This is a genomic window from Mesorhizobium sp. P2_D6 (assembly GCF_056404315.1).
This window is the reverse complement of the sequence record NZ_JBFUEG010000022.1, coordinates 16,862-42,315: the sequence shown is the minus strand read 5'-3', so window position 1 is coordinate 42,315 and position 25,454 is coordinate 16,862. Positions and strand designations below refer to the sequence as shown.

Genomic DNA, 25,454 nt, shown 5'->3' with positions numbered 1-25,454 from the left:
ATCATCGCAAAGCTGTGCCAAGTCAATTTCGACGCATGATCGACCTCACCTTCAAGCGCTGGAATGTGCTATCTGATGCTCATGGAAACAGCTGTCGCGTCCGACCCGTTTGTCGCTTCTTTGCCGGTCTTCGCAAAGTTCGAAAGCGTTGCCGATATCGATAACTATCGGCCGCTCCCCGATGGCTGGGCGCTGGCCACCGCCGACATCGTCGGCTCGACCAAGGCGATCGGGGCCGGGCGCTATAAAACCGTCAACATGGCCGGCGCCAGCGTCATTTCGGCGCTGCTCAATGCGCTGGGTCGGCAAGATCTTCCCTATGTCTTCGGCGGCGACGGCGCACTCGTGGCGTTTCCCGGCTCGGCGCTGGAGATCGCCCGCAACGCGCTGGCTTCTGTCCAGCGATGGGTGGCGGACGAACTGGACCTGACCTTGCGTGCGGCAATCGTGCCGATAAAGGACATAAGAGCGCACGGCCTCGACGTTCGCGTGGCGCGGTTCCAGGCCTCCGAAGCGGCCTTCTATGCCATGTTCGCCGGCGGTGGCGGCAGTTGGGCGGAAGCCGAGATGAAAGCGGGGCGCTACCGCATCGACCCCGCGCCGGCCGGCGCGCGGCCGGATCTGACCGGCCTCTCTTGCCGCTGGAACCCGATTGAAGCCCGGCACGGCGAAATTGTCTCGATCATAGCCGTACCAGGGGCTTCGCGAGATTTGCGCGGTTTTCAGTTTCTGGCGTCCGACGTCATCGCCCTTGCCGGCAGGCAGGAACGCGATGGCCACCCGGTGCCGGTAGACGGGCCGGCCTACAGTCTGCTGCCCGCCGGCCTCGATGTCGAGGCGCGGGCCACGGCGCCGCCAGGCCGGCGATGGCTGGCGAAGCTGTGGGTGATATTCCTGATGACGCTTACGGCCGTCACCGACAGATTTGGCTGGACGATCGGCCGTTTCGATCCGAAGGTTTACAAACGCGAAGTAGCCAGCAATTCGGATTTCCGCAAGTTCGACGACGGCTTGAAGATGACCATCGACGTTGACGCGGATGTATTGCAACGGATCGAGAGCCGGCTGAAACAGGCGGAAGAAGCGGGCATCTGCAGCTATGGCCTGCACCGCCAGAAATCGGCCTTGATGACATGCCTCGTCATCTCGCCGCTGCAGCCCGATCACGTTCATTTCATCGATGGTGCCGACGGTGGCTATGCGATGGCTGCCGCGAGCCTGAAGGCTAAGGCGCCGGCCTGATGACGGCTTGCGGAAATCGGTTTTCCGCAATATGCCTCGGCCACGGCTCTCGGGGCCAGGTGAGCCTCGCCATGGAGCGGATAGTCTGTCCGAATTGACGGGAAAGCAGATTTGGACGCCTCACGATCGACATATGACCGTCTTCTGAACCGGATTTCGACGCGCGCCGCGCAAGTCGGCGTGATCGGACTGGGCTATGTCGGGTTGCCGCTGTCGGTTGCAATCGCGCGCGCCGGCTTCCCGGTTTCCGGCTTCGACATCGAAGCCCGGAAGGTCGAGAGCCTGAACAGCGGCCAATCCTACATCGAGGCCGTGACGTCGACGGCCCTTGCCGGCCATGTGGCGAGCGGACGGTTCCGCGCCACCGCGGATTTTGCCGAACTGGCCGTCTGCGATGTCATCATCATCTGCGTTCCGACACCGCTGACGAAACACCGTGAGCCGGACCTCTCCTTTGTCAGGAACACGGCAGGCACCATCGCCAAGCATCTGCGCCTCGGCCAGCTGATCGTGCTGGAGTCGACCACCTATCCCGGCACCACCGACGACGTGATCAAGCCCATACTGGAAGAAACCGGCTTGCATTCGAAGACGGACTTCTTCCTCGGCTTCTCGCCCGAACGCGAGGATCCCGGCAACCGCAGCTTTGAAGTTGCGACGATCCCCAAGGTCGTGGCAGGCGACGGCGTTGAGGCAGCGACGCTTGTGCAGGCTTTCTATCAAAGCGTGGTCAAGACCGTCGTTCCGGTTTCCAGCACGGCGACCGCCGAGGCGGTCAAGCTGACGGAAAACATCTTCCGCTCGGTCAACATAGCCCTCGTCAACGAGTTGAAGGTCGTGCTCGGTGCAATGGGTATCGACATCTGGGAGGTGATCGAGGCGGCAAAGAGCAAGCCCTTCGGCTACATGCCTTTCTATCCTGGCCCAGGCCTTGGCGGGCACTGCGTTCCGATCGATCCCTTCTACCTGACGTGGAAGGCGCGCGAATACGAACTACCAACCCGCTTCATCGAGCTGGCGGCGGAAATCAACACGGCCATGCCGCGTCATGTGGTCGATGAACTGGCAAAGGCGCTGGACCGGCGCTGCGGCAAGGCGCTCAGCCGCTCGCGTATTCTCATCATCGGGCTCGCCTACAAGAAAAATGTGCCCGACATCCGCGAAAGCCCCTCACTGCGGCTCATTGAACTCATCGAGGAATGGGGCGGCAAGGCGGAATTCCACGATCCGCATGTTACCGAGATTCCGACCACACGCGAGCATATGGCGATCAAGGGGCGTCGCTCGGTCGAGCTGACCGAGGCGGCCTTGAAGGAGTTCGATGCGGTCGTCGTCGCAACCGACCACGACACGATCGACTATCAAGCGATCGCTGATCACGCACTTCTGATCGTCGACACACGCAATGTTTTTGGCCGCCTCGGGCTCGCCCGAGAGACGGTGGTGAAGGCCTGACGGCGGCTGAGCCGGCGAATTCTTTGCCCGATGTCAGGATTGGGATTGCACTCCGAGGGCAGCCTCGCCACATAATGTTTCGCGAAGTAAACGCAGTTACGCCTGTTTCCTTCCTGCAAGGACAGTCATTCGGGAAATTCTTCGCCGGCTTTTGCCCCGAAGCCGGTTTCATTGACTTCAAGGATTTGGCAGATCAAAGGAGATGGCTCGTCTTCGACGGGTTTCGGGATAGCATGAGCACAACGCAAGCAGAAATTTCCAGCATTCTCATGGATAAGGTTGCCGATTGGCTGACCCAATCGGCGCTGGCCGGCGACGACCTGGAAACCTTGGTAAAGGGCTTTTGTGAACGGCTGGCTGCTGCCGGGGTGCCGCTGAAGCGGGTGCATTTGAGCTTTTCGATGCTTCATCCGCTTTATGACGCGCTTGGCTTCACCTGGCTTCGCGGCCAGGGCCTGGAAGTGGAAGGCTTCCGCAGTGAGAACGGCGTTCATTCCGACAGATTCCTAACCAGCCCATACTACCATCTGCTCAGCAACAAGCTCGACCATCTGCGCCGCCGGCTCGACCCGTCGGTGCGGTCGGAGTTTCCTGTTTTCGATGACCTCAGGCTTATGGGCGTCACCGATTACATGGCTTTCGTCCATCCCTTCAACGGCGATACCAGTCAGGGCATGATGGGGTCCTGGTCCACGGACAGCGCTTCAGGCTTCAGCGACAGCATGATTTCGGCGCTGCTGCGCATCCAGAACCATCTCGCTATCGCAGCCAAGATGGCGGTGCTCACCAAGCTCGCCGACAACATGATGACCACTTATCTCGGTGGCGACGCCGGCAGGCGCGTGCTGGACGGCCAGATCAAGCGCGGCGAGGGCGACACAATCCGGGCCGCACTGGTCATGGGCGATATGCGCGGGTCGACGAGGCTTGCCGAAACCTCCGGCCGCGAGCTCTATATCGATACGTTGAACCAGTTTTTCGATGCCATTGCTGCACCTTTCAATCGCAAAGGCGGGCAGATCATGAGTTTCCTGGGGGATGGCTTCATTGCTGTCTATCCCTGCGAAAGGCACCGCGCGCAGTCCGAGATCGCTTGCCAGGCTGCTCTTGCGGCAGCGCACAAGGCCAGCACGCGTATGATGGAGCTCAATCTGCGCAGAAAAGAGCAGGGGTTGGGCGACATAAAATTTGGTATCGGCCTGCATGTCGGCAATGTGATGTTCGGCAATGTCGGGCTTACCGACCGGCTCACATTCTCGGTCTTCGGCTCGGCTGTAAACGAGGTCCAGCGCCTCCAGACCCTGACCAAGAAATATCCGCACAGCGTTCTCGCCAGCAAAGAGTTCGCCGGCTATTGCGGCGCCAACAGCTGGCTGACGCTCGGCAAGGAAGAACTGGCGGGTATCAAGCAGAAGCTGACGGTGCTTTCACCTGACCTGTCGGGTGCTCTGGCACTCGATGAAGACGCTGCGCTGGAGCCGTTTCACGACCGGATATCGGACGCCGAGCAGGTCATGCTGCTTCATCGCGATGCCGCGCGGCTGTCGGCGGGCGACCGGAGGAAGCTCCAGTAACCGCCACGATGATCCGACCGCCTTTGTAAGTCCGGTCGGCGGTTCCGCCGGGGAATTCGTTTAGAATCCAAGTTGCTCTAAGCTGGCAATGCGCTAGTCTCGCTCAGGGCCTGCCGGCCGGCAGGGTCGCCAGGAGTGGGGCTGGTGTGAGAATGAATTCGAGCGTTGATCTGCTGCGAATCGAGGATGTTGGCATCTCGTTTGCCATTGTCGGGGGACCGTTGCATGCCGTCAGGCGCGCAAATCTTCGCGTCCTGCCGGGCAAGGTTACCGCGCTTGTTGGCGAGTCGGGTTCCGGAAAATCGGTTCTCAGCCAGGCAGTGATGGGCATTTTGCCGAACACAGCCAATGCTCGCGGCCGTATCCTGTTTTCCGATCCCGAGAAGCCTGGCACGACGCAGGATATCCTGAAGATGCCGCGCGATGGACCCGAAATCCGGGCGTTGAGAGGCAGCCGCATAGGCAAGATCTTTCAGGAGCCGATGACATCCCTGTCGCCGCTGCACACGATCGGCAATCAGGTCAGCGAATCCCTGCAGATTCATACGCCCATGGCTCGAGCGGAGCGCAAGGTGCGGACCGAGGAAATGCTCGGCCTTGTAGGTTTTCCCAATCCCAAGCGCGCCTATGACATGTATCCGTTTGAACTTTCGGGAGGATTGCGGCAACGCGCCATGATCGCCATGGCGCTTATCTGCCGGCCCGCGCTGTTGATCGCCGATGAGCCGACGACGGCGTTGGACGTCACCATCCAGGCGCAAATCCTGCAATTGTTGCGCGGGCTTCAGACCAAGCTGAACATGGCGATGCTGCTGATCACACACGACCTCGGAGTGGTCGCCAATGTCGCCGACGAGGTGGTGGTCATGTACCATGGCGAGATCATGGAAGCAGGACCTGTGGAGGCGATATTCCGCCGGCCAGGTCACCCTTACCTGAAGGGCCTGATGGCAGCCGTTCCGCATTTCGACCTGAAGCCTGGCGAAAGGCTAAAGGCGCTCCGCGAGGTGCCGGTGAATGTCGGCAACCTGCTGGGCAAGCAGACGGCGCCGGACTCGAAGGGGCCGGACGACCTCCTGCTGTCGGTCAGGGATCTGAAAAAGGTCTACACCACCCGCAAGTCCGGATGGTTCGGCGGGAGCCATCAAACGTCGGTTCGCGCCGTGGACGGCGTGAGCTTCGACATCAGGCGGGGTGAGTGCCTGGGTCTGGTCGGCGAAAGCGGCTGCGGCAAAACCACCGTCAGCAAGATCCTGATGCGGGCTGTCACCCCCAGCGGCGGCTCCGTGGTCTTCAACGGTCGCGAAGGACCGATCGACGTCCTGGACGCCGAGGGAGACGCCTTGCGCTTGCTGCGCGCGAAAATCCAGATGGTCTTCCAGGATCCGGTTTCGTCGCTCTCACCTCGGATGACGGTGGAGAACATCTTGAGCGAGCCGCTGGAAATCCATCAACGTGGCAATGCCGCGTCCCGACTGGCCACGGTCAAGAGCCTGATGCAGGCAATCGGGCTCGATCCGCGCTTCATCAAGCGCTATCCCCACAGTTTCTCCGGCGGGCAGCGTCAGCGTATCGGCATCGCGCGCGCGTTGGCGCTGGGGCCTGAGCTCCTGATCTGCGACGAGCCGGTTTCGGCGCTCGATGTCTCTGTCCAGGCGCAGATCCTGAACCTTCTGAAGGACCTGCAGAAAGAACTGGGTCTGACCTACCTGTTCATATCCCACAATCTGGCGGTGGTGGACTACATGGCGGACCGCATCGCGGTGATGTGCGGCGGGCGTATCGTCGAGCTTGCGCCGCGCGAAATTCTGCTCAGGAAACCGATCCACCCCTACACGCGCTCACTGCTCGCCGCAGTCCCTTTCCCCGATCTCGACCGGCCGATGGATTTCAAGACGCTGAAGCTCGGCGGCGCTTCCGACACCAGCGCATGGGGACCGCAATTCCGCGACGAGGGCGATGAGGATATGCTGTCGCCGCTCGATCTTGGCGGCGGCCATCTCGTGCTGGCCCGACGTTCCGCCGATGTCAGCGAGTTGCGCCATTGATCAGCCGTCGCACCCTCCTTGGCCTCATGGCTTCGGCACTCCTGCCGGGCACGTCGCGCGCTGGTGATCTGGAGCCGGATTTTCTTCAGCCGCAGCTGACGGCCAAGGCGCTGCCGGCACTCGCTGAGCGCTTGCCCAAGAGCCCGCGCGCGTTGAATCTCGCCGCCATGGGCCGGCAGCCCGGCGAATATGGCGGGACGCTGCGGACGATCATCGGCAGCCAGAAAGATATCCGGATGATGACGATCTACGGGTATTCTCGGCTGGTCGGCTATGACGAAAAGCTTAACTTGCAAGCCGACATTCTCGAAAGTTTCGACGTAGCGGATGATCGCATCTTCACCTTCAAGATACGGGAAGGACATAGATGGTCCGACGGCAGCCTGCTGACGCCGGAGGATTTTCGCTATTGCTGGGAAGATGTCTGGCTGAACGATGAGCTTTCGCAAGGCGGGCTCGCTCCGGCCCTGATGGCGGACGGCAAGCCGCCGCGCTTCGAGATCGTCGATCCGTTGACGGTGCGCTACAGTTGGGATGCGCCCAATCCCGACTTCCTGCCCAAGCTCGCTGCCGCTGCGCCGCTATCGCTTGTTCTGCCGGCCGCCTATCTCAAGCAGTTCCACAAGAAATACCAGGATCCATTCCGGCTCGCCGGCCTGATGAAGGAGAACCGGGCCAAGAAATGGACGCTCCTGCATATCCGCATGTCGCGGCAGTATCGCCCGGAGAACCCTGATCTGCCGACGCTCGATCCCTGGCAGAACCGGACCAAGCCGCCGGCCGAGCAGTTCATCTTCGAACGCAACCCGTTCTTCCATCGAATAGACGAGAATGGCCGGCAACTGCCCTATGTCGACCGGATCATCCTGAATGTCAGCTCATCGGCGATCATCTCCGCGAAGACCGGTGCGGGCGAGAGCGACCTGCAAGGCCTGGGAATTGACTTCACTGATTACGCTTTCCTGAAGGACGCGGAGAAGCGCTACCCGGTGAAGATGCATCTGTGGAAACGCACTCAGGGTTCGCGGCTGGCGCTGCTGCCCAATCTGAACTGTGCCGACCAGGTGTGGCGTGGCCTTTTGCGTGACGTGCGCGTGCGCCGCGCCCTTTCGCTCGCTGTGGACAGGCGCGAGATCAATTTGGCCGTGTTCTACGGATTGGCGCAGGAAAGTGCAGATACGGTCCTTCCGGAGAGCCCGCTCTACCGGCCGGAATTCGCGAAAGCATGGGTCGCACATGATCCCGACCAGGCCAATGCCCTGCTCGACGAGGCCGGGCTTCAGGCACGTGACGATGACGGCCTGCGGATGCTTTCCGATGGACGTTCTGCGAAGATCATCGTGGAAACGGCCGGCGAAAGCACGCTGGAAACCGACGCGCTCGAACTCATCACCGATCACTGGCGCAAGATTGGCATCGCCTTGTTCATCCGGACTTCGCAGCGCGACATCTTCCGCAGCCGCGCGCTTGGCGGCCAGATCATGATGTCAATGTGGTCGGGCATCGACAATGGCGTGGCGACCGCCGACATGAACCCGTATCAGCTGGCTCCCACCATCGACGACCAGCTGCAATGGCCGCTCTGGGGCGCGCACTACCTATCTCATGGCAAGATGGGCGAGGCGCCCGATCTTCCTGAAGTGGTCGAGCTGATGGCTTTGCTCGAACGCTGGAACGCATCGACCGCAACCACGGAGCGCGCCGAAATCTGGAATTCGATGCTGTCGATCTACACCGATCAGGTGTTTTCGATAGGCACCGTGAACGGAACGCATCAGCCGATTCTGGTGTCCTCGCGGCTGCGCAATCTGCCTGACAAGGCGCTCTACGGCTACGACCCGACTGCCTATTTCGGTGTCTACATGCCGGATACATTCTGGCTTGGAGGCTCCTGAGCGTGCTTCGATATCTTGTCTGGCGCATCGCCGTGATGGTTCCAACGCTGCTGGTCATATCGGCACTGGTGTTCACGATCATCGAACTTCCGCCGGGCGACTATTTCGACAGCTATGTCGCCGAGCTTCGGGCCCAGGGCGAAGCGGTGGATTCCGACCGCATCGAGATGATGCGCAAGGAATATGGTTTCGACCAGCCGCCGGTCATTCGCTACTTCTACTGGGTCGGCGGGATGCTACACGGCGATTTCGGCTATTCCTTCGAATATGAGCTGCCGGTTCGCGACGTCGTCGGGGACCGAATGTGGCTGACCGTGCTGGTTTCCTTCGTCACGATCATCTTCACCTGGCTCATTGCCTTTCCGATCGGCATGTACTCCGCCACGCATCAATACAGCTGGGGCGACTACGGCCTGACTTTCCTCGGCCTTCTCGGCCTTGCCATTCCGAATTTCATGCTGGCGCTGATCCTGATGTACTTTGCCAACATCTGGTTCGGCACGTCCATCGGCCACCTCATGGACCAGCAATATCTCGGCGAGCCGATGAGCTGGGCCAAGGCGAAGTCGATCCTCGCCCATCTCTGGATCCCGGTCTTGATCATCGGCACCGGGGGCACGGCAAGCATGATCCGGCGGCTGCGCGCCAATCTGCTCGATGAGCTACACAAGCAATATGTCGTGACCGCGCGCGCCAAAGGCCTTCATCCGTTCAGGGCACTGGTCAAATATCCGCTGCGCATGGCGCTCAATTTCTTCATTTCCGACATCGGCTCCATCCTGCCGGCCATCATCTCCGGCGCCGAAATCACGGCGATCGTGCTGTCATTGGAAACGACCGGACCGATGCTGATCAAGGCGCTGCAAAGCCAGGATATGTATCTGGCAGGGTCGTTCCTGATGTTTCTCGCCTTCCTGACGGTCATCGGCGTGCTGATTTCCGACCTGGCGCTGGCGATGCTTGATCCACGAATTCGTTTGCAGGGCGGCAGCACCAAATGAACACGCAATCACCGCTGCCCGCCCCGGGTGCTCCACTGCAGCACTACATTTCCATCGAGCCCTTTGACCTGCAGTCGGTCGAGGCGATGACGCCGGAGCAGTCGAAGGTCTTCCAGGCGTCGCAGTTGCGGCTGATGTGGTGGAAATTCCGCAAGCACCGGCTTGCCCTTGTATCCGGCATCTTCCTGGCGGTGCTGTATTTCGGGATACTGATCTGCGAGTTCCTGGCGCCCTACAATCTGCACACGCGCAACATGGACTACATCTATTCGCCCCCGCAGCAGGTGCACCTGTTCCACAACGGCGAGTTCATCGGGCCGTTCGTCTATGGCCGCCAGATGATGCTGGACATGGACACGCTCAAGCGGAACTACATCGACAAACAGGATGATGTTCAGCGGCTCCGTTTCTTCTGCAAGGGCGACAGTTACCAGTTCTGGGGCCTGATCGAAGGTGACAGGCATTTTGTCTGCCCGGCCGAAAACGGCCAGCTCTTTCTGGCCGGCACTGACAGGCTCGGGCGCGATGTGCTCTCGCGCATGATCTATGGCGCACGCATTTCTCTGACGATCGGCCTCGTCGGTATCAGTTTCAGCTTCCTGCTCGGCATCGTCATCGGAGGGCTGGCCGGCTACCACGGCGGTATCTTCGACCTGATCGTTCAACGGATAATCGAAGTTCTGCAATCGATCCCCAGCATTCCGCTATGGCTGGCTCTGGCAGCGATCATGCCGATAACCTGGAGTCCGATCCTGATCTATTTCGGCATCACCGTCATCCTCGGGTTGCTCGACTGGACCGGACTGGCGCGTGCGGTGCGTTCAAAGCTTCTGGCCTTGCGCGAGGAGGATTACGTTCTGGCCGCGCAATTGATGGGCGCCGGGAGCAGCCGCATCATCCGGCGGCATCTCATTCCCGGCTTCATGTCGCATCTGATCGCGACGGCGACGCTGTCCATACCCGGCATGATCCTGGGCGAGACGGCGCTGAGCTTCCTCGGGCTCGGCCTGAGGGCGCCGATAACCAGCTGGGGCATCCTGCTCACCGAGGCGCGCAGCGTCAGCGTGATCGCGTTCTATCCATGGCTGCTTTTGCCGATGCTCCCCGTTATCCTCGTCATCATGGCGTTCAACTTCCTCGGCGACGGCTTGCGGGACGCCGCAGACCCCTACAAGTGACATCGCAGTTGCGCGGCGGCGGGCCGCCTATTCCACCCGGTATGATCCTTGTCGGCAGCCTATGCGGTTGTTGCAGGGTTCGTCATTCGCCTCTATATGCGGCAAGCCTCGATCGGGGCTGCTGGTTCAGGACATACAATCGCATATGAGTCGCCTCGATAATTTCATCAGCAGGATGACCGCACAGCGCGACATTCTCAATCAAATCTGCCCCGAGGTGGCGAAGATGGAGGGGCTTGTGTTCGAGCTCGGCCTCGGCAATGGCCGGACGTTCCACCATCTGCGCGAGCGCCTGCCCGGACGCCGGATCGTGGTGTTCGACCGCGAAGTTGGCGCACACGCCAGCTCAATTCCCGACGCTGAAAATCTCGTGCTCGGCGATATACGCGAGACGGCGAGGAGATTCATTGGCATCGACGCCGCTCTTGTCCATGCCGACATCGGCACCGGCTATGAAGATCGCGATGCAGTGACCGCCACCTGGCTTCCCGATCTGATTGCGGGCATGCTTCGCGTCGGCGGCTTCGCGGTGAGCGGCACGCCGCTCGATCACCCGCGGCTGCAACGCCTGCCGGCGCCGACTTCGGAGCCCGCCGATCGTTATTTTCTCTGCAAGCGCGTGTGAGGGTGGAGACGGGTCTTTAGAGCGTTTCACCGTTTCACGGAAACGGCGAACCGCTCTATCTCTTTGTTTTTCGCAATTCCCGGACGGAAAACCGCTCCACACTTTTCCTGGAATTGCTTTAGGGACCAAGTCTTCAGGGGATCGTATAGACTGCTATCTCCCGCTCAATGCCGCGCAGCGAGACCTCATGAGGCACGGGCGTCAGCGCCTTCCTTTGCAACAGATCGGCGGTGAGATTGTCGTCGATCACCGCACGCGTGGCGAAGATCGCCTGTGCCTTGGCAAGGTTCTGGACCCGTGAAGCTATGTTGACCGTCTGGCCGAAATAGTCCTGCCGCTCGTTCATGGACACGGCGATGCAGGGCCCGGCATGGACTCCGATCTTGAGCAGAAGGTCCTCGCGCCCGCTCTTGTCATTGAGCGCACGCATGGCATCGCGCATCCTGAGGGCCGCGGCAATCGCACGATCTGGCGTCGCGAAGGTCGCCATCACCGCATCACCGATCGTCTTCACAACCGCGCCTGCCTCCGCCGCGACGATCTCGTGCAGCACCTGGAAATGCTCGCGCACGAGATCGAAGGCTGAAAGATCGCCCACCCGCTCGTAAAGCTCGGTCGATCCGCGCAGGTCGGTGAACAGGAAGGTCAGGCTGGTGATCTTCAGCCGCTGGTTGATGTCCAGCGTGTCCGTTCGATAGAGATCGCGGAACGTCTGGTTGGTGAGCAGGCGCTTGGCGGTCAGGAAAGGCCGGCGCTTGCCCAGGAAATCATGCAATGCGTGGCCGGCGATGAAGACCGTCGGCAGCACGCGGGTGTCGGTCCTGTTTTCCAGCGAAATGCGCAGCGGACCTGGTTGCATCTCCAGCGTCTGGTTCTGGACATGGTCGCGGTCGAAAACCAGGGAAAGGCTTCGGCGTTCCTTTGTGGGTTCGCCCTTGGCGTCGATGAACTGCGCTGAATGCGTAACCGGCTCGAAGACGATGACGAATTCGGACGGAAGCTGTATGGGCAGAACCGCCTTTTCACCGGGCGCAAGTTCGATATCCTCGAGCCAGAACGCTTCCATCTTCTCCGCCAAATCCTCTTCCGGCAGATCGGCGCCGGACGCCCAGTAGATCTGGCGGAAGTATTCAATCAACGGCAGTTCGTGCGGATTGTGGGCGGCAATCCTGCGCATGCGGGGGCTGACGGTGAATGTCACCTCGACCATCTCGTCGAGGGTCGGCGAATAGCCCTGGGAGCACAGCGCGCAGGTGTATTCGTCCCTCTGCATCGTTTTCAGCGTAGCGTTGGTGTCGAGCACGCCGCCACAGCCGGGACACAGAACATTCCAGGAAATGTCGAAGATGCCCACCCGCGCCGCATGGAGAAAGGCGCTGATGGCGCGTTCCTCGTCGAGGCCATGCTTGCTGGCGAAGGCCAGCGCGTTGATGCGGCAAAGTTCGCGGTCCTTGCCTTCCGCGATGGTTCGCCGGATCGCGTCGATTGCCTGCGGATCGACATCGGTCGATTGCCGCAGAAGCGAGAACAGATCCTGAGCTTCGTTCATCGTGCAGGCTCCGGAAAATGCGCCCCGAGGTTGGTTGGCCGGACCGCACCTTGGTCCGAGTCCGCCATTTTACGCCGAAACGGGCCGTACGGCCATTCGAATAGACAAGCCTGGTGACAGTTCAATTTCCGTCCGCCGATTTTCACCGGCCGCAAGCGGCACTATGATGCTACATTGGGCATGCATTTTGGGGGCTTTCTCCATGCCGACATCCGACAACCCGCCATTTCCGGCGGCCCTGCGCATTTTCTCCTTAGGGGTCATCATCGTCCTGATCGTGGGCGCCGGCCTGTTTTTCGCGCCGGCACTGGTCGAGCCGCGTTGGCCTTGGCCTGTCACGCCATTCAGTGCCCGCTTCCTCGGCGGCTTCTACACCGCCGAAATGGCGGTGATGGCGGCGCTCTTGTTCTGGAATCGCTGGTCGCCCGGCAGGCTGGTGCTCGTCATGGCCTTCATCTTCACCGTCATCGTGTCGGCGGTTTCGTTGATCAATCTCGGCTATTTCAACTTCGGGCGAAAAGCGACCTGGCTATGGTTCCTGGTCTATCTTGCCTCGGCCGCGGTATCCGGGCTGTTCCTGTGGCGTTCCAGGGCCCGTCCTTCAGCAAAAGGCATGACCCTGAACCCCGCATGGCGCGGCTACATGTTGGCAGAAGCGGCGATCCTTGGGCTCTATGGCGTCGGCATGTTGCTGTTTCCCCTGATGGTCAGCAGCACCTGGCCATGGCCGGTCGATCCCTTTCACGCCCAAGTCTACAGCGCCATCTTCCTCGCCGGCGCTGGCGGCGCATATCTCGTCTCGAAAAGCGCACCGCGCGAGGAGCTGCTGGTGCTCGGCCTGGCGCAGTTTCTGGTTGGCCTGCTTGCCATTCTTGGCCTTATCATCACCGACGCTGCGGTGCACAGGATCGACTGGACGGCGACCAGGACATTGTGCTGGCTCGCCCTTTTCGGCTGGATCGGCGTCAGTGGCGGCGTCAAACTCACCGCCGCTTCCCGGTATTTCAGCGCGCAATCGGCATCATAGGCTGCAGAGACGGCTGGATTTTCAGGTGATGTCCGGTGCATCGTGCGGGGCTGATAGCCTTCGCCAGGAAAACCATGACCTCGCCATCCCTAGAGAAGATCCAGCCGCAGCTCCGGGCCGTACGGCCAAGCGATGCGGAGGCGCTTTGCGCCATCTTCAACATGCCGGGCTTCCGCTGGGGCACGCTCAGGATGCCGTTCGAGATGGTGGAGCAGGTGGAGCGGCGCATCGCCAAGTCCGGTCCGGAAACCACCTGGATCGTTGCCGAGATGGACGGCAAGGTGGTCGGCCATGGCAGCCTGGTCGTGCAAGGTTCGCCGCGCCGTTCGCATATAGGCGAGATCAACATCGGCCTTGACGACGGCTTTGTCGGCAGGGGCATAGGCTCTGCTATACTCGCCGCGCTGCTTGATGTGGCCGACAACTGGCGCGCTCTGAAGCGGGTCGAATTGACCGTTTATGCCGACAACGAACCGGCCATCCGCCTCTACACCAGCCACGGCTTCGAGGTCGAAGGCCGGCATGTGAAGGCCGGCTTTACCGACGGGCGGTACCACGACCTCCTGAGCATGGCGCGGCTGCGGTTCTGATGACCGCCATCCTTGCCCCAGCCCCTGCGCGTCCGGCGGAAATTCTGGCCGTGCTGTCGCTGCTCTGCCCGGAAGTGGTGCATGACATCGAGCAGAACTGGAATGCGCCGGTTTCCGACTACGCCCGCCATCTGTGGCGACCGGTGGCAAGACCTGCATCAGGCCCGTCGATCGCTGCCCGCTCGATCCTGCGCGACGTTCTGCATCAGCGCCTTGCTGCGATCATGCAGCCCGAAGAGGTCGGCAAGGCGCTCGACGAATTCGAGCACAGACCAGTGATCCAGTCCGGCCTGCACTGCCTGCTTCTGATGGACCGGATCACCTTCGATGCCCTGCTGCTTGCCTGGCTCGGCGCGGTCGAAAACGGGCTGTCGGCCTTCTTCGGCTTCATGGGAACGACGATGACCATGGAGACCGTCGGCCAGGAGGGACCGGGATGGCTCGATGTCGGCGACGACAAGGTCAATTTGTTTGGCATGGGGCGCCACAAACTGTGCCGCAAAAGCGTCTGCGCGGCCGGTCCCGTCTCCCTCAACAAGCGCGCCCTCGAAGCGGTGGGCGATGAGACGGATGCCAGCCGCTGGCTGGGTACACTGCTCGCCAGCCAGGACAAGGTGTTTGCAACCGCAGCCGATGCGCTGACAGAACTCAACGGGGATCTGGTCGCCGATTGGGATCGTTCCGGCATGGCCCGGCCGGTTTTCATCGACGATCGGCTCGCCGCTTCCGCCATGGCGCGGCATCTGGACGATGATGGCAGCCTTCTTTCCAGGCTGCTCTTTGAGCCCGCAAGGCGCCAGCGTCTCGACCATGCCTTGCAAGAGGCCTCATCGGGCCCATTCGGCAGATTCCTGCCCAATGCCACCGACTATTTCTGGGGCATTCGCGAAGAGCGCGTGCGCAAGCTTGTGCTGGAGAACGGGCGCCTGATCGAGCCCGACAGGCCGCATGGTGTTTCCATCCCGTTCGAGCGGCTGCATCTCAGGCAGGCGCTGCTGGACGGCGTGCTTTTGCCGAACTTGTTCCTGATGTTCCTTGTGCTCGCCATTTTGCCGCGGGTGCGGGTTGTGGGTGGCCTGAGACAGATTGGCTATGTCGCGCTTTTCCACTCGATCCTGCTGGCTGCGCTGGATGAAAACGCTCCCGAGGAGCGCGATCTGGCTGCGGAACTGCATGTTCGGGAAAATGCCTGGGGCATGCGGGTCATCGATGAACAGATCTCGGTCCGCGAGCAGCTTGCCGGCCTGCCGGAAGGGGCGCTCTTTCCGGATCTGCTCCGGCAATACCGTTTGCGGACATTTGCGGAGACGACCGACGACTTGAAACTGGTTCGCGAAAACGCCCGATGGCGCAAGATCGGCCGGGCCTTTGGCGTCTGAGCAAGCCGCTACCCGATCATTGCACCACGCCGGCCTTGCGGAGGCCGTCGACCATGAGTTCGAAATCGGCAGGGTTCTTGTAAGGCAAGACTTTGCGACGGTATTCCAGCGAAAAGTCGGGATTGACGCGAAGCACCTCCTGCCATGCCGCGCGAGCCTCCTCCAAACGGCCCAGATGGCCGTAGCTGGCGGCCAGAAGCGCGCGCGAGACATCGGTGGCAGCGTTGCGGGCCAGCCGTTGCAGCAAGAGGTCAACGGCCTCGTCGTACCTTCCCAGTTGAAACAACGCCAAAGCCTGGAAGTGCAGAACCACATCCGGAAAGTACGGGTTCAAGGTCTTTCCCCGGGCGAAACTCTCGAGGGCCTCCTCGGGTCTGCCTGAATAGTACAGCGTTTCGCCGCGGCAGACATGCGCTTCGGCGAAGTTCGGATTGAGGGCCAGTGCCCGCTCGACCTCATCGACGGCCTCATCGTGCCGTCGTGTGTACAGCTTGGCTATCGCCAGCGCCCAGTGCGCCCAGGGATCGTTGTCATCCAGCGTCACCGCTCGCGTTGCGGCCTCTTCGGCTTGCGCCATCGATTCCGGCGGTGACGCACCCCACCTGTTCAGGTAGTCAATGCCGTGCGTGAGGGCAAGGAAGGCGTAGGCAGAGGCAAAGTTCGGGTCCAGCTCGGTGGCACGTTGCAAGAGGTCGCGGGCCGCGGTGTTCGTCTCCTTCGTCAGCCGGTGCCACAGCTCCCGGCCGCGCAGGAAACAGTCATACGCCTCCGTGTTGCGCGGGGGCTCCGGAGGCAGCCGCGGACGGGCGCCATCAGTCAGGTTGAGCGCCAGCGCACCGACGATCTGCTGCGTCACGTCGTCCTGCACGGCGAATATGTCGGTCAGGTCGCGATCGAACCGCTCCGCCCACAGATGGCCGCCCGAAATTGCATCGATGAGCTGCGCGGTGATGCGCACCCTGTTGCCCGATTTGCGTACGCTGCCCTCAAGCACATGCCGTACGCCCAGCTTCGCGCCGACGTCCTGCACATGGACATTCTGGCCCTTGAAGGTGAACGACGAATTGCGTGCGATGACGAAGAGCTGCGACAGTTTGGACAGCGCCGTGATGATGTCTTCGGAGATGCCGTCGGCGAAGTAGTCCTGTTCGGCGTCACCGCTCATGTTGGCGAACGGCAGCACGGCGATCGACAGCTTCGGCGGCGCTGCCGTGGCCGGCCGGCTCATCGCGGTTTCCGGGGTCGCGGCCGCCTTGGTCCCGACTTGCAGTGAATAGACCCGGATCGGCTCGGCGATGTTCTTGAGCTGCGTGCTGCCGAGATCGCTGACCGAAAGGTCGAGCCTCGCCTTGACCTGGCGATAGGCATCCTCGGACAGGCAGATCGCGCCGGGCGCCGCGACGCCCTCCAGACGCGAGGCGATGTTGACGCCGTCGCCCATCAGGTCGCCGTCGCTTTCTTCGACCACATCCCCCAGATGGATGCCGATCCTGAACTCGATGCGGCGGTCTTGCGGCACGCCGGCATTGCGCTCAGCCATGCCGTTCTGAACCTCAACGGCGCAGCGCACGGCATCCACCACACTGCGGAACTCGACCAGTGCCCCATCGCCGGTGCGCTTGATCACCCGTCCGTTGTGCACTGCGATGGTCGGATCGATCAGGTCGCTGCGCAGCGTCCGCAACCTCGCCAAGGTACGATCTTCGTCCGCGCTCGCGAGCCGGCTGTATCCGACCACATCTGCGGCCAGGATTGCGGCCAGCTTACGGTTCTCGCTCATGCGTCCGCCTCCTCATCTCCACGATACAGGAAGATGGGGGCTGGGAGGGAACTTTTGCAAACAGCGGCTAGCCGCCGCGTATCGGCAGCGCTCTGCCGCCGAACCCACCCGGATGCCCATTTGCGCTGCCGCTTGCCGGTTGACTGCTATCGGTTCATCCTTGTGCTGGCCGTGACGAGCGTGGCGAGATCACGCGTTATCACCCCGGTCAAAGAGATAGAGCATGATGTCGTCCGAAAACCGCTTTACACTTTTCGGCATCATGCTCTGGTGAGGTGACTATGGACTGCTCGGGCTGCGGTTTCGAGATTGAGGGCGGCTACGCCTTCTGTCCGAAGTGTGGCCGGCGCCAGCCCGTGCCTTGCGCCAGTTGCGGCTACGCCTGCGCACCCGATTTCGAGTTCTGTCCGAAATGTGGGGCAAGCGTCGGTGCGTCCGCAAAAGCCGTTGAACGGCCTGCTCCGACACCAGGCCGGACCATTGCGCCACCCTCTCGAACCCCGTCGCCGAACATCGAAAGCGAGGAAGGGCAGCCTCCCGTCTCTGACGCCGATCGACGGACGGTAACGGTCCTGTTCGCCGACCTCTGCGGCTTCACGACACTCAGCGAGCAGCTCGACCCCGAAGTCATGCAAGCGCTGCAGAACGAACTGTTCAAGGAATTGACGGCGGCCGTGCGAAACTTTGGTGGCTTCGTCGACAAATTCATCGGCGATGCACTGCTCGCCTTGTTCGGTGCGCCGGTCGCGCATGAGGACGATCCGGAACGCGCGCTTCGCGCCGCTCTCGACATGATCGCCCGGACGGCGCGGCTCGGTGAAAGCGCGTCCCACTCCGGTTCGCCTCTACTGCTCCACATCGGCATAAACACGGGTCCGGTCGTTACCGGCGGATTGGGCATCGGCACCGCCAAATCCTATTCGGTGACCGGCGACACGGTGAACACGGCGCAACGCCTGCAATCGCTGGCAGCGCCAGGTGAGGTGCTGGTGGGTGAGCTCACGCACAGGCTGACCCGGCATGCCTTCTCTTACGAGTCGCTGGGCGATGTCGTCTTGCGCGGCAAGGCCGGCAGTGTGCTCGTCCATCGACTGGATGCACCGCTGGTCGCGCCGCGTGCAGCGCGTGGACTCGAGGCGCTCGGCCTCAGTGCGCCGATAATAGGCCGTGATGCGGAGCTCAACAGAATGCTGGCGAGCCTTGACCAGGCGTGCGGCGGCTCGGCCCAACTTGTCCGCCTCGTCGGAGAAGCCGGTATAGGGAAATCGCGGCTGGTGAAGGAGTTCGTCGCCCGCGTCGGCGACGAGGATCGTTTTCGCAATGTCGCCGTGCGGCAGGCCACATGCTCACCGCTGGGCGAACAATCATTCGGCGCCCTGGGCGCAGTGGTGCGCAGCGCTGCCGGGATGATGCAAAACGACAATGGCGACGAAATGCGAGACAAGCTCGCAGCCTTGCTGACCGATCTCGGCCTGCAGGGTGAGGAGGCGAAGCGGCTGATGCCTTTGCTCTACCATGTGCTTGGCCTTGGCGACCCCGATGCCACTCTGCAGCATGTCGAGCCTGAGCAGCTGCGGCGGCAAATTCTCTACGCAGTCCGCACAATCATCGAACGGCGGCTTGCGTTGTCGCCGCTGTTAATTGTCGTCGAAGACCTGCACTGGGCCGACGCCGTCTCGCTCGAGGCACTGCGTTTCGTGATGGACAGGCTCGAACGCACGCGGTTGATGTTGTTGGTCACGCATCGACCGGCGCCGGACAACGACCAGCTCGACTCAAGTCGGGTCAGTCACACAGCGCTCAGGCTTTCGCCGCTCAGCAGCCATGACGGACGCAGCCTGGTGGCGGCACTTTTCGGTGAGAGCTGGGTAAACTCCGCGGGAGGGCTTCTCGACCAGATCCTTGAGCGTGCGGGCGGCAACCCGCTTTTTATCGAGGAGATCGTTCGTGGCCTTATCGATCGCGGTGTATTGACGCGCGAGGGCCAGCAATGGCGGACCGTGGCAGGCGAAGTCGCAACCGGCATCCCCGCCACGATCCAGGCAATGTTGCTTGCTCGCGTCGACCGGCTGCCTCAAGACGTGCGCCGGTTGGCCCAGGAAGCCGCGGTAATCGGCCCGCGCTTCGATGCCACGCTTCTGAAGGCCGTAACGGCCGACCCCGGCCGCCTGGAGGCCGGCTGCGAACTGCTTTGCGATGCGGAAATCATCGAGGAAGTTGCCGGATCTGGTTCTGTCTCGTCGCAGAGCTACCGCTTTACGCAAACATTGCTGCAGGACGTGATCTACCAGAATCTGCTCCTGCAGCGCCGGACCGACATCCACGGGCGGGTCGGCGCCGCCCTGGAGCGATTGTGCGGCGACAAGCCGGAACGGCTCGAGGATTTGACCGTGCTCGGTCACCATTTCGCACTGAGCGCGGAGCGCGAGAGAGGGGCGCATTACCTGCAGGCGGCGGGCGATCGCGCTCGCATGATATACGCCAATGACGACGCCCTTCGTTTCTACGAGCGCGCGCTGACCGCGTTGGGCGAGAAGGCACAAACACCGCTCAAACTGGCAATTGCAGAGCGCATTGCCGATTTGAGCGGCCCGGCAGGCCGCCGCGAGATCGCGCACCAGCACTACGAGACGGTGCTGCAGGCATACCGCGCGTCAGCCGACAGCGTCGCTGCGGCGCGCGTTTTGCGCAAGATAGGTCGACTGCTCTGGGACGTCGGCAAGCGGGACAACGCGGAATCCCGCTATGCTGAAGCGGCGGCGCTCCTCGATGGAGCGGATGCCCCGATCGAGCAGGCGCATCTGTGGCAAGAGCGTGGCCGACAGGCGTTCCGTAGCGGAGATCACGCGCTCGCGGCAAAATGGGCGGACGCGGCGCTGGATTGCCTACGCGCTCTGACAACTGAGCATGTCCCCGAGGATTCCACTCTCGTGACGGCCGAGGCACTCAATACAAAGGGTGTTGCGCTGGCTCGCCTTGGGCGAAACCATGAAGCCGTGCGGGAGGTCGAGCGCAGCATTGAATTGGCCGAAGCCGCCGGTCTGCTGGGCGCGGCCTGCCGCGGCTACACCAATCTCGGCGTGCTTTACACGACCATCGATCCGGCCAAGGCGATGGAGGTCTGTCGGCGCGGTCTTGAAGTGGCGCGCCGTATTGGTGATCTGGGCTTCCAGGCGCGCCTCCTCGTCAATCTGGCGGTGGCTTGTTGTACTTTCACGGATCGCTGCCCGACGGAGGGCGTGCCTGCTGCCGAGAAGGCTATCGAGATCGACCGGGCGCTAGACCAGCGCGAACACCTGGCGGTGCCCTTGATCGTGCTTGGGCAGATCCACCAGTGCAACGGCCGCCCGGACCTGGCGGTTGGCTTGTTCCACGAAGCACTGGACGTAGCCCGCGAAACGGGCGAACCGCAACTGCTGTTTCCGTGCTATGATGGTCTTGCAACGCTTAATCTCGACCTCGACAATCTGCCCGAGGCCGAACGCTACTTTTCCCTGGCGCAGGGTATATGCGCCCAGCACGGGCTCGACCCGGAAGGGCTTGTGGTGCTGCCGTTTCTCGACTAGCCGGGGGTGGAGGTTGGAAATGTCCGCGCATAGTGACTTGTTGCCGCTTCAGCCGGGCGACCGTGCGCCGAACGTGGTCCTCGACGCCATTACCCAGGAAGGCAAGATCGCGCTTGACGACTTTCGCGGACAAAAGCCCGTGCTGGTCGGCCTGTTTCGAGGTCTGCATTGTGCGTTTTGCCGGCGCCACATCGCCGCCCAGGCGCGGCTTGATCCGGAGCTGCGTGAAAAGGGCGTGCAGAGCCTGACGGTGGTCAACACGCCGATCGAACGGGCACGTCTCTATTTCCGCTACCACCCGATGCCGAACCTGCTTGCGGCCTCGGACCCGGAACGCGCTTCACATCGTGCTTTTGGGCTGCCCAATCTCGAATTCACCGAGAACGAGACGAACTGGCCGTACAAGGTCTCGATGGCATCGGTGATGGATATGCGGGTCGACATACCAGGCGAGTTGCCCGGTTCTATGAATCCTATGGCGGCCGGCGAAATCCTTGACAAGAAGGACCATTACGAAATGACCGACGCCGACCAGCAGATGATGGCAACGGGACACGGGCAATTGGTCGGTCAGTTCCTGCTGGACCGGCAGGGGATCGTCCGCTGGAGCTTCACCGAGGTGCCGGAGGGTGGGCGATACATGTTTGGCGCGCCAAACCCGCAGGAACTGATGTCAGCCGTGTCGCAGGTCGCCCAATAGGCTTGTGAACGAGGTAAACAGGCGGGTTACTGGGGCCGAGGCAATGGCTGCGGCACGCAGCCGCGTTCTATCCTCGCATGATGCGATAGACAGTTGCATCGCCCTCTACGCCTCGAAGAGGCGCGTCAAACGCGACGACGCTTCGACCCGCAAGCAGGTCACTCACGCCGGGCGCGCAATAGAGCGCCTCGGAGATGCAGAGCTGTCCGGCTTCCGCCAGTGACTGCACGCGCGCGGCGACGTTCACGGTCTGGCCGAAATAGTCGAGGTTGTCGTTGAGCGTCACGGCAATCGACGGTCCACAGTGGGCACCGATCTTGAGGATGATCCCCGGCCCGTCGTGGTCGCCGTTGAAGCGATCGATTTCTTCAAAGATGTGGAGTGCGGCCGAGATTGCATCCGATGGCCGAGAAAATACTGCCATCACCGCATCTCCAATAGTCTTGACCACCGCTCCGGAATGTTGCTGAACCGCCGCGTTGACCAGAGCGAAATGCTCGCGGACCAGGGCATAGGCGTTGAGGTCGCCAAGGCGCTCATACATGGCGGTGGACCCCTTGAGGTCCGTGAACAGGAAGGTGATCTGCCGGATGCCGAGCCCCTCCTTCTCGTCGACACGCTCGGAACGGAAGAGGTGGCGGAAGGTTTGCCGCGCGAGCAGCGCCCCGCCGGAAACATATGGGTCGAAATCGAGCGTCGGTTTGGTCGTCAACGCGACAAGCTCGGGCGGCCAGTTGATGAGAAGCAACGCGCCACGATCGGGTCCGGTATTCGCAACCTCAATGACAACCGGACCGGGCGGCATTGCCGGCAACGACGGCAAGAAACGCTTGCCGTCATAGTTGATCTTGAGAAGTGTCGGCGCCAACACCGGATCCCCTAATATGGGTACAGCGAATGCCGCCTGTGTCTGCACGTTGACGCCCGACAGGGAGCCCGGACCGAGATCAGCGCGCAGCATTGTTGTGGTGCCCGGCGGCAGGAACGTCATGCCGCGCACGAAGCCTCGCAGAACATCCAGAAAGCGTACATCCTGCCCGGGCAGCCGCCCGTCATTGCCGAAGCGCAGCTTCCAGTGAAAATCCTCGACAGAGAGCGTTTGGGGTTCGTGAAACGGAAGGCGCCGCAGATGGGGCGACACGGAGAAGGAGACCTCGATGAAGTCGTCGAGGTCGGTATCGCCCGATACGTCGCACAGGCCACAGACGTAATGCGTCTGCAGCGTGCGCAGGGCGCCGAAACTGTCGAGTACCATCCCGGACTGGGGACAAAGCACGTCCCAGCTCATATCGAACAGGCCGCAGCGGGCCGCGTAAAGGAAAAGGTCGATTGCTTCAGGCTCGGCGATTGCGCGGTCTCGGGCGAAGGCCAGCGGGTTGACGCGATAGAGCGCCTGGTCGTCGCCGCTCCTGATAAGCGTTTCGAATTTTGAGATGACGCGCGGACTCCATGCTCGCGCTTGCTCGATCTCGGTCATCTTGCCTTCGAGAAGACGATCGTTGACCACCATCACGCCGAAATCCCCAATTTGCCTGCGGCAGCCTACTAAAAATCCTGCCCGATGCGAATGGATGGAATCCTTCGCGTGTCTCAGGACTTAGGGCGGCGCTCGCACGGGACTATGCGCTTACGCTGCGGGGCGTCTCGTCGATTGTATCTTGCGCATTGTGGGCGGGACACTGACACGTTCAGCGTTCATCGAGCACGGCCTTGACAGTGGCAACAAAGTCATCGAGCGAGCGGTCCCCGCGTATCTCGATGCGCGGAAGGTCGATGGGATTGCTATCGAGGTCCGCCGGCCCGTGTTTGCGGCCGAAGCCCACTCGATAGCCGCACTCCCTGGCCAGCCGGCCGAGCCGTTGGTCGGTGACAGAGAAGGGTGCCGCGAACGCAGTGGTTGGCCGGCCTGTCCACCGTTCGATGAACATGCGAGAGCGCAAGAGTTCGGCGGCCAGGTCAGCGCTCGACAGACCATCGATCGCGCGATGCGTCGCCATATGGCTGCCGAAGAACGCGCCTTCGGCGGCGAGGCGTCGCACCGTCCCGGCGCCCATAAGCGGCGCCGGCGGACCGCTGTCGGCGTCCCATCCTGCAGTTTCACCCACCAGGTCCGTCACCAGGAACACTTCCGCGGTCAGGTCGTTGGCGCGCAAGATCGGCCAGGCGTGGTCGGCGAAATTCTGGAAGCCGTCGTCGAAGGTGATGACCACAGGGCGGCCAGGGAAAGGCTGACGGTTGGCGATGAAGCCTTCCAGCTGCTCGGACCCGATCGCGTGAAAGCCATTGGCGCGCAGCCATGCCATCTGGCTGGCGAATGCGGCGGGCGCGAGCCGAAAACGGGCGAGCGCCGCCGGACCTTCATCGGCGACGCCGTGATACATGAGAACAGGGATGCGTTGGCGCCGCTCGCTGCGCGCGACGTCGCGGCGCAAGGCCCGGGCACCGCCCCAGACGATGTTTCGCGCGACCCCGATTTCGATGGGCGCGCGGATTGGCACATGATCGATCACCGGTTCCGTCGCCACATCGTCCGGCGGCAGGCGGCGGAAGCGGTCTATGCGGTAGAGCTCGGTCTGGATCGATTGCTCGAGCACGAGGCCTTCGGTCGCTGCCAGCGTCTCCGAGATCGCTTGGGCACCGAATGTGTTCCAGTCGAAGCCCGTCTTTTCGACATTGTCCCGCAGCACGAATGCGTGTGCGCTGATGAAACTGCCGCCAGGCGCCAACGCCGCAGCGAATTTTTTGGCGATGCGCCGCAACTCGGCGAGATCGTCCAGATAATAGAGCACTTCCGAACAGAAGATCAGATCCATCTCGCCCGGCAACGTGTCGGCAGCGAAATCCAGTACGCCGAACTCAACATTCGGCTGATCGCCGCATCGCGCACGAGCCCGCTCGATGGCTATGGCGGAGATGTCGGTTGCGGCCAGATGGCCCACACGCGGCGCCAGCTGCCGCGTGAAGTGGCCCTCCGCGCAGGCCAGCTCAAGCGCCCGTCCGATGGGACCGGCAGGCAGGATTTCGAGCTGCCGCTGATATTTTTCCTGCTCATAGAGCGAGCCGTATTTCCACGGATCCTCGGTCGCGAAATAGCTGTTCCAGAACGCCGTGCGATCATTCCTGTCCGCGGTCCGTGCTCGGCGTGGCGTTGCAGGAGGCTGTGCAGGTTCGGCGCTCGACCGAACCAACTCCCGCGCTTGCGCGGCCAATTGGGCGAGTTTGCCGAAATGGCTGTCCGGATCTGGCCCGCGTTCTGCTGAGGTCGACAATGCCTCAGCTGCAAGGCCAAGCCGCTCAGCGGGCACGACATTCTGGATCAATTCAATCCAATGATCCCTTGTCACTGTCCCGAGTACGCCGAACTGTACGATAGCCTCGATCTGGCCATCCATCATCAGGTGGGCGTAGATCTGATCGATGCCTTCAGGCAGTTCGGTTGCGGTCGGGTTTCGAGGGTCGACGCGAATTCCAAGCGTCCGCGTCAGCCTTCGCGGCGCGGCAAGATCGTCGGCGTCGAGAAGCATTTGCTCAAGCTGATACTGGATGCGGCGAGCTGCCGCAGGATTGTCCCAGATCTTGCCGAGTCCGACGATCAGCTCGGTGATGGCGCCGCCGAACCTGTCCCATCCGGCAGCCAATTGCGCCGGCGCCGACAGGCTTGTCGCCATAAGGCCATCGACGATCACCCTGGCGATCTCACCCGCCCACTTGCGTCCTGCCGGGAGCGCGCGCAGGGGCTGCGTGTCGATCGAGCGCAAACCTGAGCCGCAATCCGACGCGGCGTTCCGCAACGCGAGCCACGCGAGTGCTTCGGCAGCGGTGCCGCCGTTCGCCGAACTGGAAAC

Annotated in this window: 18 protein-coding genes; 14 read left to right on the top strand and 4 right to left on the bottom strand. The window is 62.0% G+C overall.

The features are described from left to right. Positions 1-63: 63 nt before the first annotated feature. From AC1D1L_RS29635 to AC1D1L_RS29600, 8 genes are all read left to right on the top strand, one after another. Positions 64-1,242, top strand: coding sequence for a DUF3095 domain-containing protein (locus tag AC1D1L_RS29635; RefSeq protein ID WP_477344878.1), 1,179 nt, complete (start codon positions 64-66; stop codon positions 1,240-1,242). Positions 1,243-1,353: 111 nt separating this feature from the next. Further along, the gene (locus AC1D1L_RS29630; protein WP_477344876.1) at positions 1,354-2,697 is read left to right on the top strand and encodes a nucleotide sugar dehydrogenase; all 1,344 of its coding nucleotides are present in this window, start codon (positions 1,354-1,356) and stop codon (positions 2,695-2,697) included. 233 nt (positions 2,698-2,930) lie between these two features. Beyond that, complete coding sequence (locus tag AC1D1L_RS29625; RefSeq protein WP_477344874.1) at positions 2,931-4,271, top strand: adenylate/guanylate cyclase domain-containing protein; 1,341 nt, start codon at positions 2,931-2,933, stop codon at positions 4,269-4,271. A 152-nt stretch (positions 4,272-4,423) separates the two neighbouring features. Beyond that, on the top strand, positions 4,424-6,319 hold the full coding sequence (locus tag AC1D1L_RS29620) for an ABC transporter ATP-binding protein (protein WP_477344872.1): 1,896 nt from the start codon (positions 4,424-4,426) through the stop codon (positions 6,317-6,319). Positions 6,320-6,345: 26 nt separating this feature from the next. After that, positions 6,346-8,214, top strand: coding sequence for an ABC transporter substrate-binding protein (locus AC1D1L_RS29615; RefSeq protein ID WP_477344870.1), 1,869 nt, complete (start codon positions 6,346-6,348; stop codon positions 8,212-8,214). Positions 8,215-8,216: 2 nt separating this feature from the next. Continuing rightward, positions 8,217-9,215 carry an ABC transporter permease gene (locus AC1D1L_RS29610; RefSeq protein WP_477344868.1) on the top strand — a complete coding sequence of 333 codons (999 nt, stop codon included), beginning with the start codon at positions 8,217-8,219 and terminating at the stop codon, positions 9,213-9,215. Beyond that, positions 9,212-10,393 (top strand): ABC transporter permease, encoded by a 1,182-nt coding sequence (locus AC1D1L_RS29605; RefSeq protein ID WP_192258787.1) that lies wholly within the window; start codon positions 9,212-9,214, stop codon positions 10,391-10,393. Before AC1D1L_RS29610 ends, AC1D1L_RS29605 begins: the two co-directional genes overlap by 4 nt. Before the next feature lie 145 nt (positions 10,394-10,538). Then, a complete protein-coding gene (locus tag AC1D1L_RS29600; RefSeq protein ID WP_477344866.1) occupies positions 10,539-11,018 on the top strand; it encodes a class I SAM-dependent methyltransferase in 480 nt (159 codons plus the stop codon). A 133-nt stretch (positions 11,019-11,151) separates the two neighbouring features. On the opposite strand, the gene AC1D1L_RS29595 is transcribed toward AC1D1L_RS29600, so the two are convergent. After that, positions 11,152-12,567: an adenylate/guanylate cyclase domain-containing protein gene (locus AC1D1L_RS29595; RefSeq protein ID WP_112560170.1), complete on the bottom strand. Its 1,416-nt coding sequence runs from the start codon at positions 12,565-12,567 to the stop codon at positions 11,152-11,154. Between the two features lie 202 nt (positions 12,568-12,769). On the opposite strand from AC1D1L_RS29595, the gene AC1D1L_RS29590 reads away from it, so the two are divergent. The 3 genes from AC1D1L_RS29590 to AC1D1L_RS29580 all read left to right on the top strand — a co-directional run bounded on the left by AC1D1L_RS29590 (position 12,770) and on the right by AC1D1L_RS29580 (position 15,563). After that, positions 12,770-13,594, top strand: a complete 825-nt coding sequence (locus AC1D1L_RS29590; protein WP_477344863.1) for a hypothetical protein — start codon at positions 12,770-12,772, stop codon at positions 13,592-13,594. Positions 13,595-13,668: 74 nt separating this feature from the next. Continuing rightward, positions 13,669-14,184 carry a GNAT family N-acetyltransferase gene (locus tag AC1D1L_RS29585; RefSeq protein WP_477344861.1) on the top strand — a complete coding sequence of 172 codons (516 nt, stop codon included), beginning with the start codon at positions 13,669-13,671 and terminating at the stop codon, positions 14,182-14,184. Next, complete coding sequence (locus AC1D1L_RS29580; RefSeq protein ID WP_477344859.1) at positions 14,184-15,563, top strand: hypothetical protein; 1,380 nt, start codon at positions 14,184-14,186, stop codon at positions 15,561-15,563. The genes AC1D1L_RS29585 and AC1D1L_RS29580 overlap by 1 nt, the downstream gene beginning before the upstream one ends. Positions 15,564-15,579: 16 nt before the next feature. Here AC1D1L_RS29580 and AC1D1L_RS29575 read toward each other — a convergent pair whose 3' ends face one another. Further along, entirely contained in the window at positions 15,580-17,343 is a 1,764-nt protein-coding gene (locus AC1D1L_RS29575; RefSeq protein ID WP_477344857.1) for an adenylate/guanylate cyclase domain-containing protein, read from the bottom strand. 281 nt (positions 17,344-17,624) lie between these two features. Here AC1D1L_RS29575 and AC1D1L_RS29570 point away from each other — a divergent pair, with 281 nt between their 5' ends. Beyond that, positions 17,625-20,909 carry an adenylate/guanylate cyclase domain-containing protein gene (locus AC1D1L_RS29570; protein ID WP_477344855.1) on the top strand — a complete coding sequence of 1,095 codons (3,285 nt, stop codon included), beginning with the start codon at positions 17,625-17,627 and terminating at the stop codon, positions 20,907-20,909. Positions 20,910-20,928: 19 nt separating this feature from the next. Continuing rightward, positions 20,929-21,609 (top strand): peroxiredoxin-like family protein, encoded by a 681-nt coding sequence (locus AC1D1L_RS29565; RefSeq protein WP_477344853.1) that lies wholly within the window; start codon positions 20,929-20,931, stop codon positions 21,607-21,609. Between the two features lie 67 nt (positions 21,610-21,676). Here the strand turns inward: AC1D1L_RS29565 and AC1D1L_RS29560 are convergent, their stop codons facing one another. Together AC1D1L_RS29560 and AC1D1L_RS29555 are read right to left on the bottom strand one after the other, a co-directional pair. After that, on the bottom strand, positions 21,677-23,122 hold the full coding sequence (locus AC1D1L_RS29560) for a DUF5939 domain-containing protein (protein ID WP_477344851.1): 1,446 nt from the start codon (positions 23,120-23,122) through the stop codon (positions 21,677-21,679). A gap of 175 nt (positions 23,123-23,297) precedes the next feature. Then, on the bottom strand, positions 23,298-24,929 hold the full coding sequence (locus tag AC1D1L_RS29555) for a polysaccharide deacetylase family protein (protein WP_477344849.1): 1,632 nt from the start codon (positions 24,927-24,929) through the stop codon (positions 23,298-23,300). A 9-nt stretch (positions 24,930-24,938) separates the two neighbouring features. On the opposite strand from AC1D1L_RS29555, the gene AC1D1L_RS29550 reads away from it, so the two are divergent. Beyond that, positions 24,939-25,373 (top strand): hypothetical protein, encoded by a 435-nt coding sequence (locus tag AC1D1L_RS29550; protein WP_477344847.1) that lies wholly within the window; start codon positions 24,939-24,941, stop codon positions 25,371-25,373. Positions 25,374-25,454 lie beyond the last annotated feature (81 nt).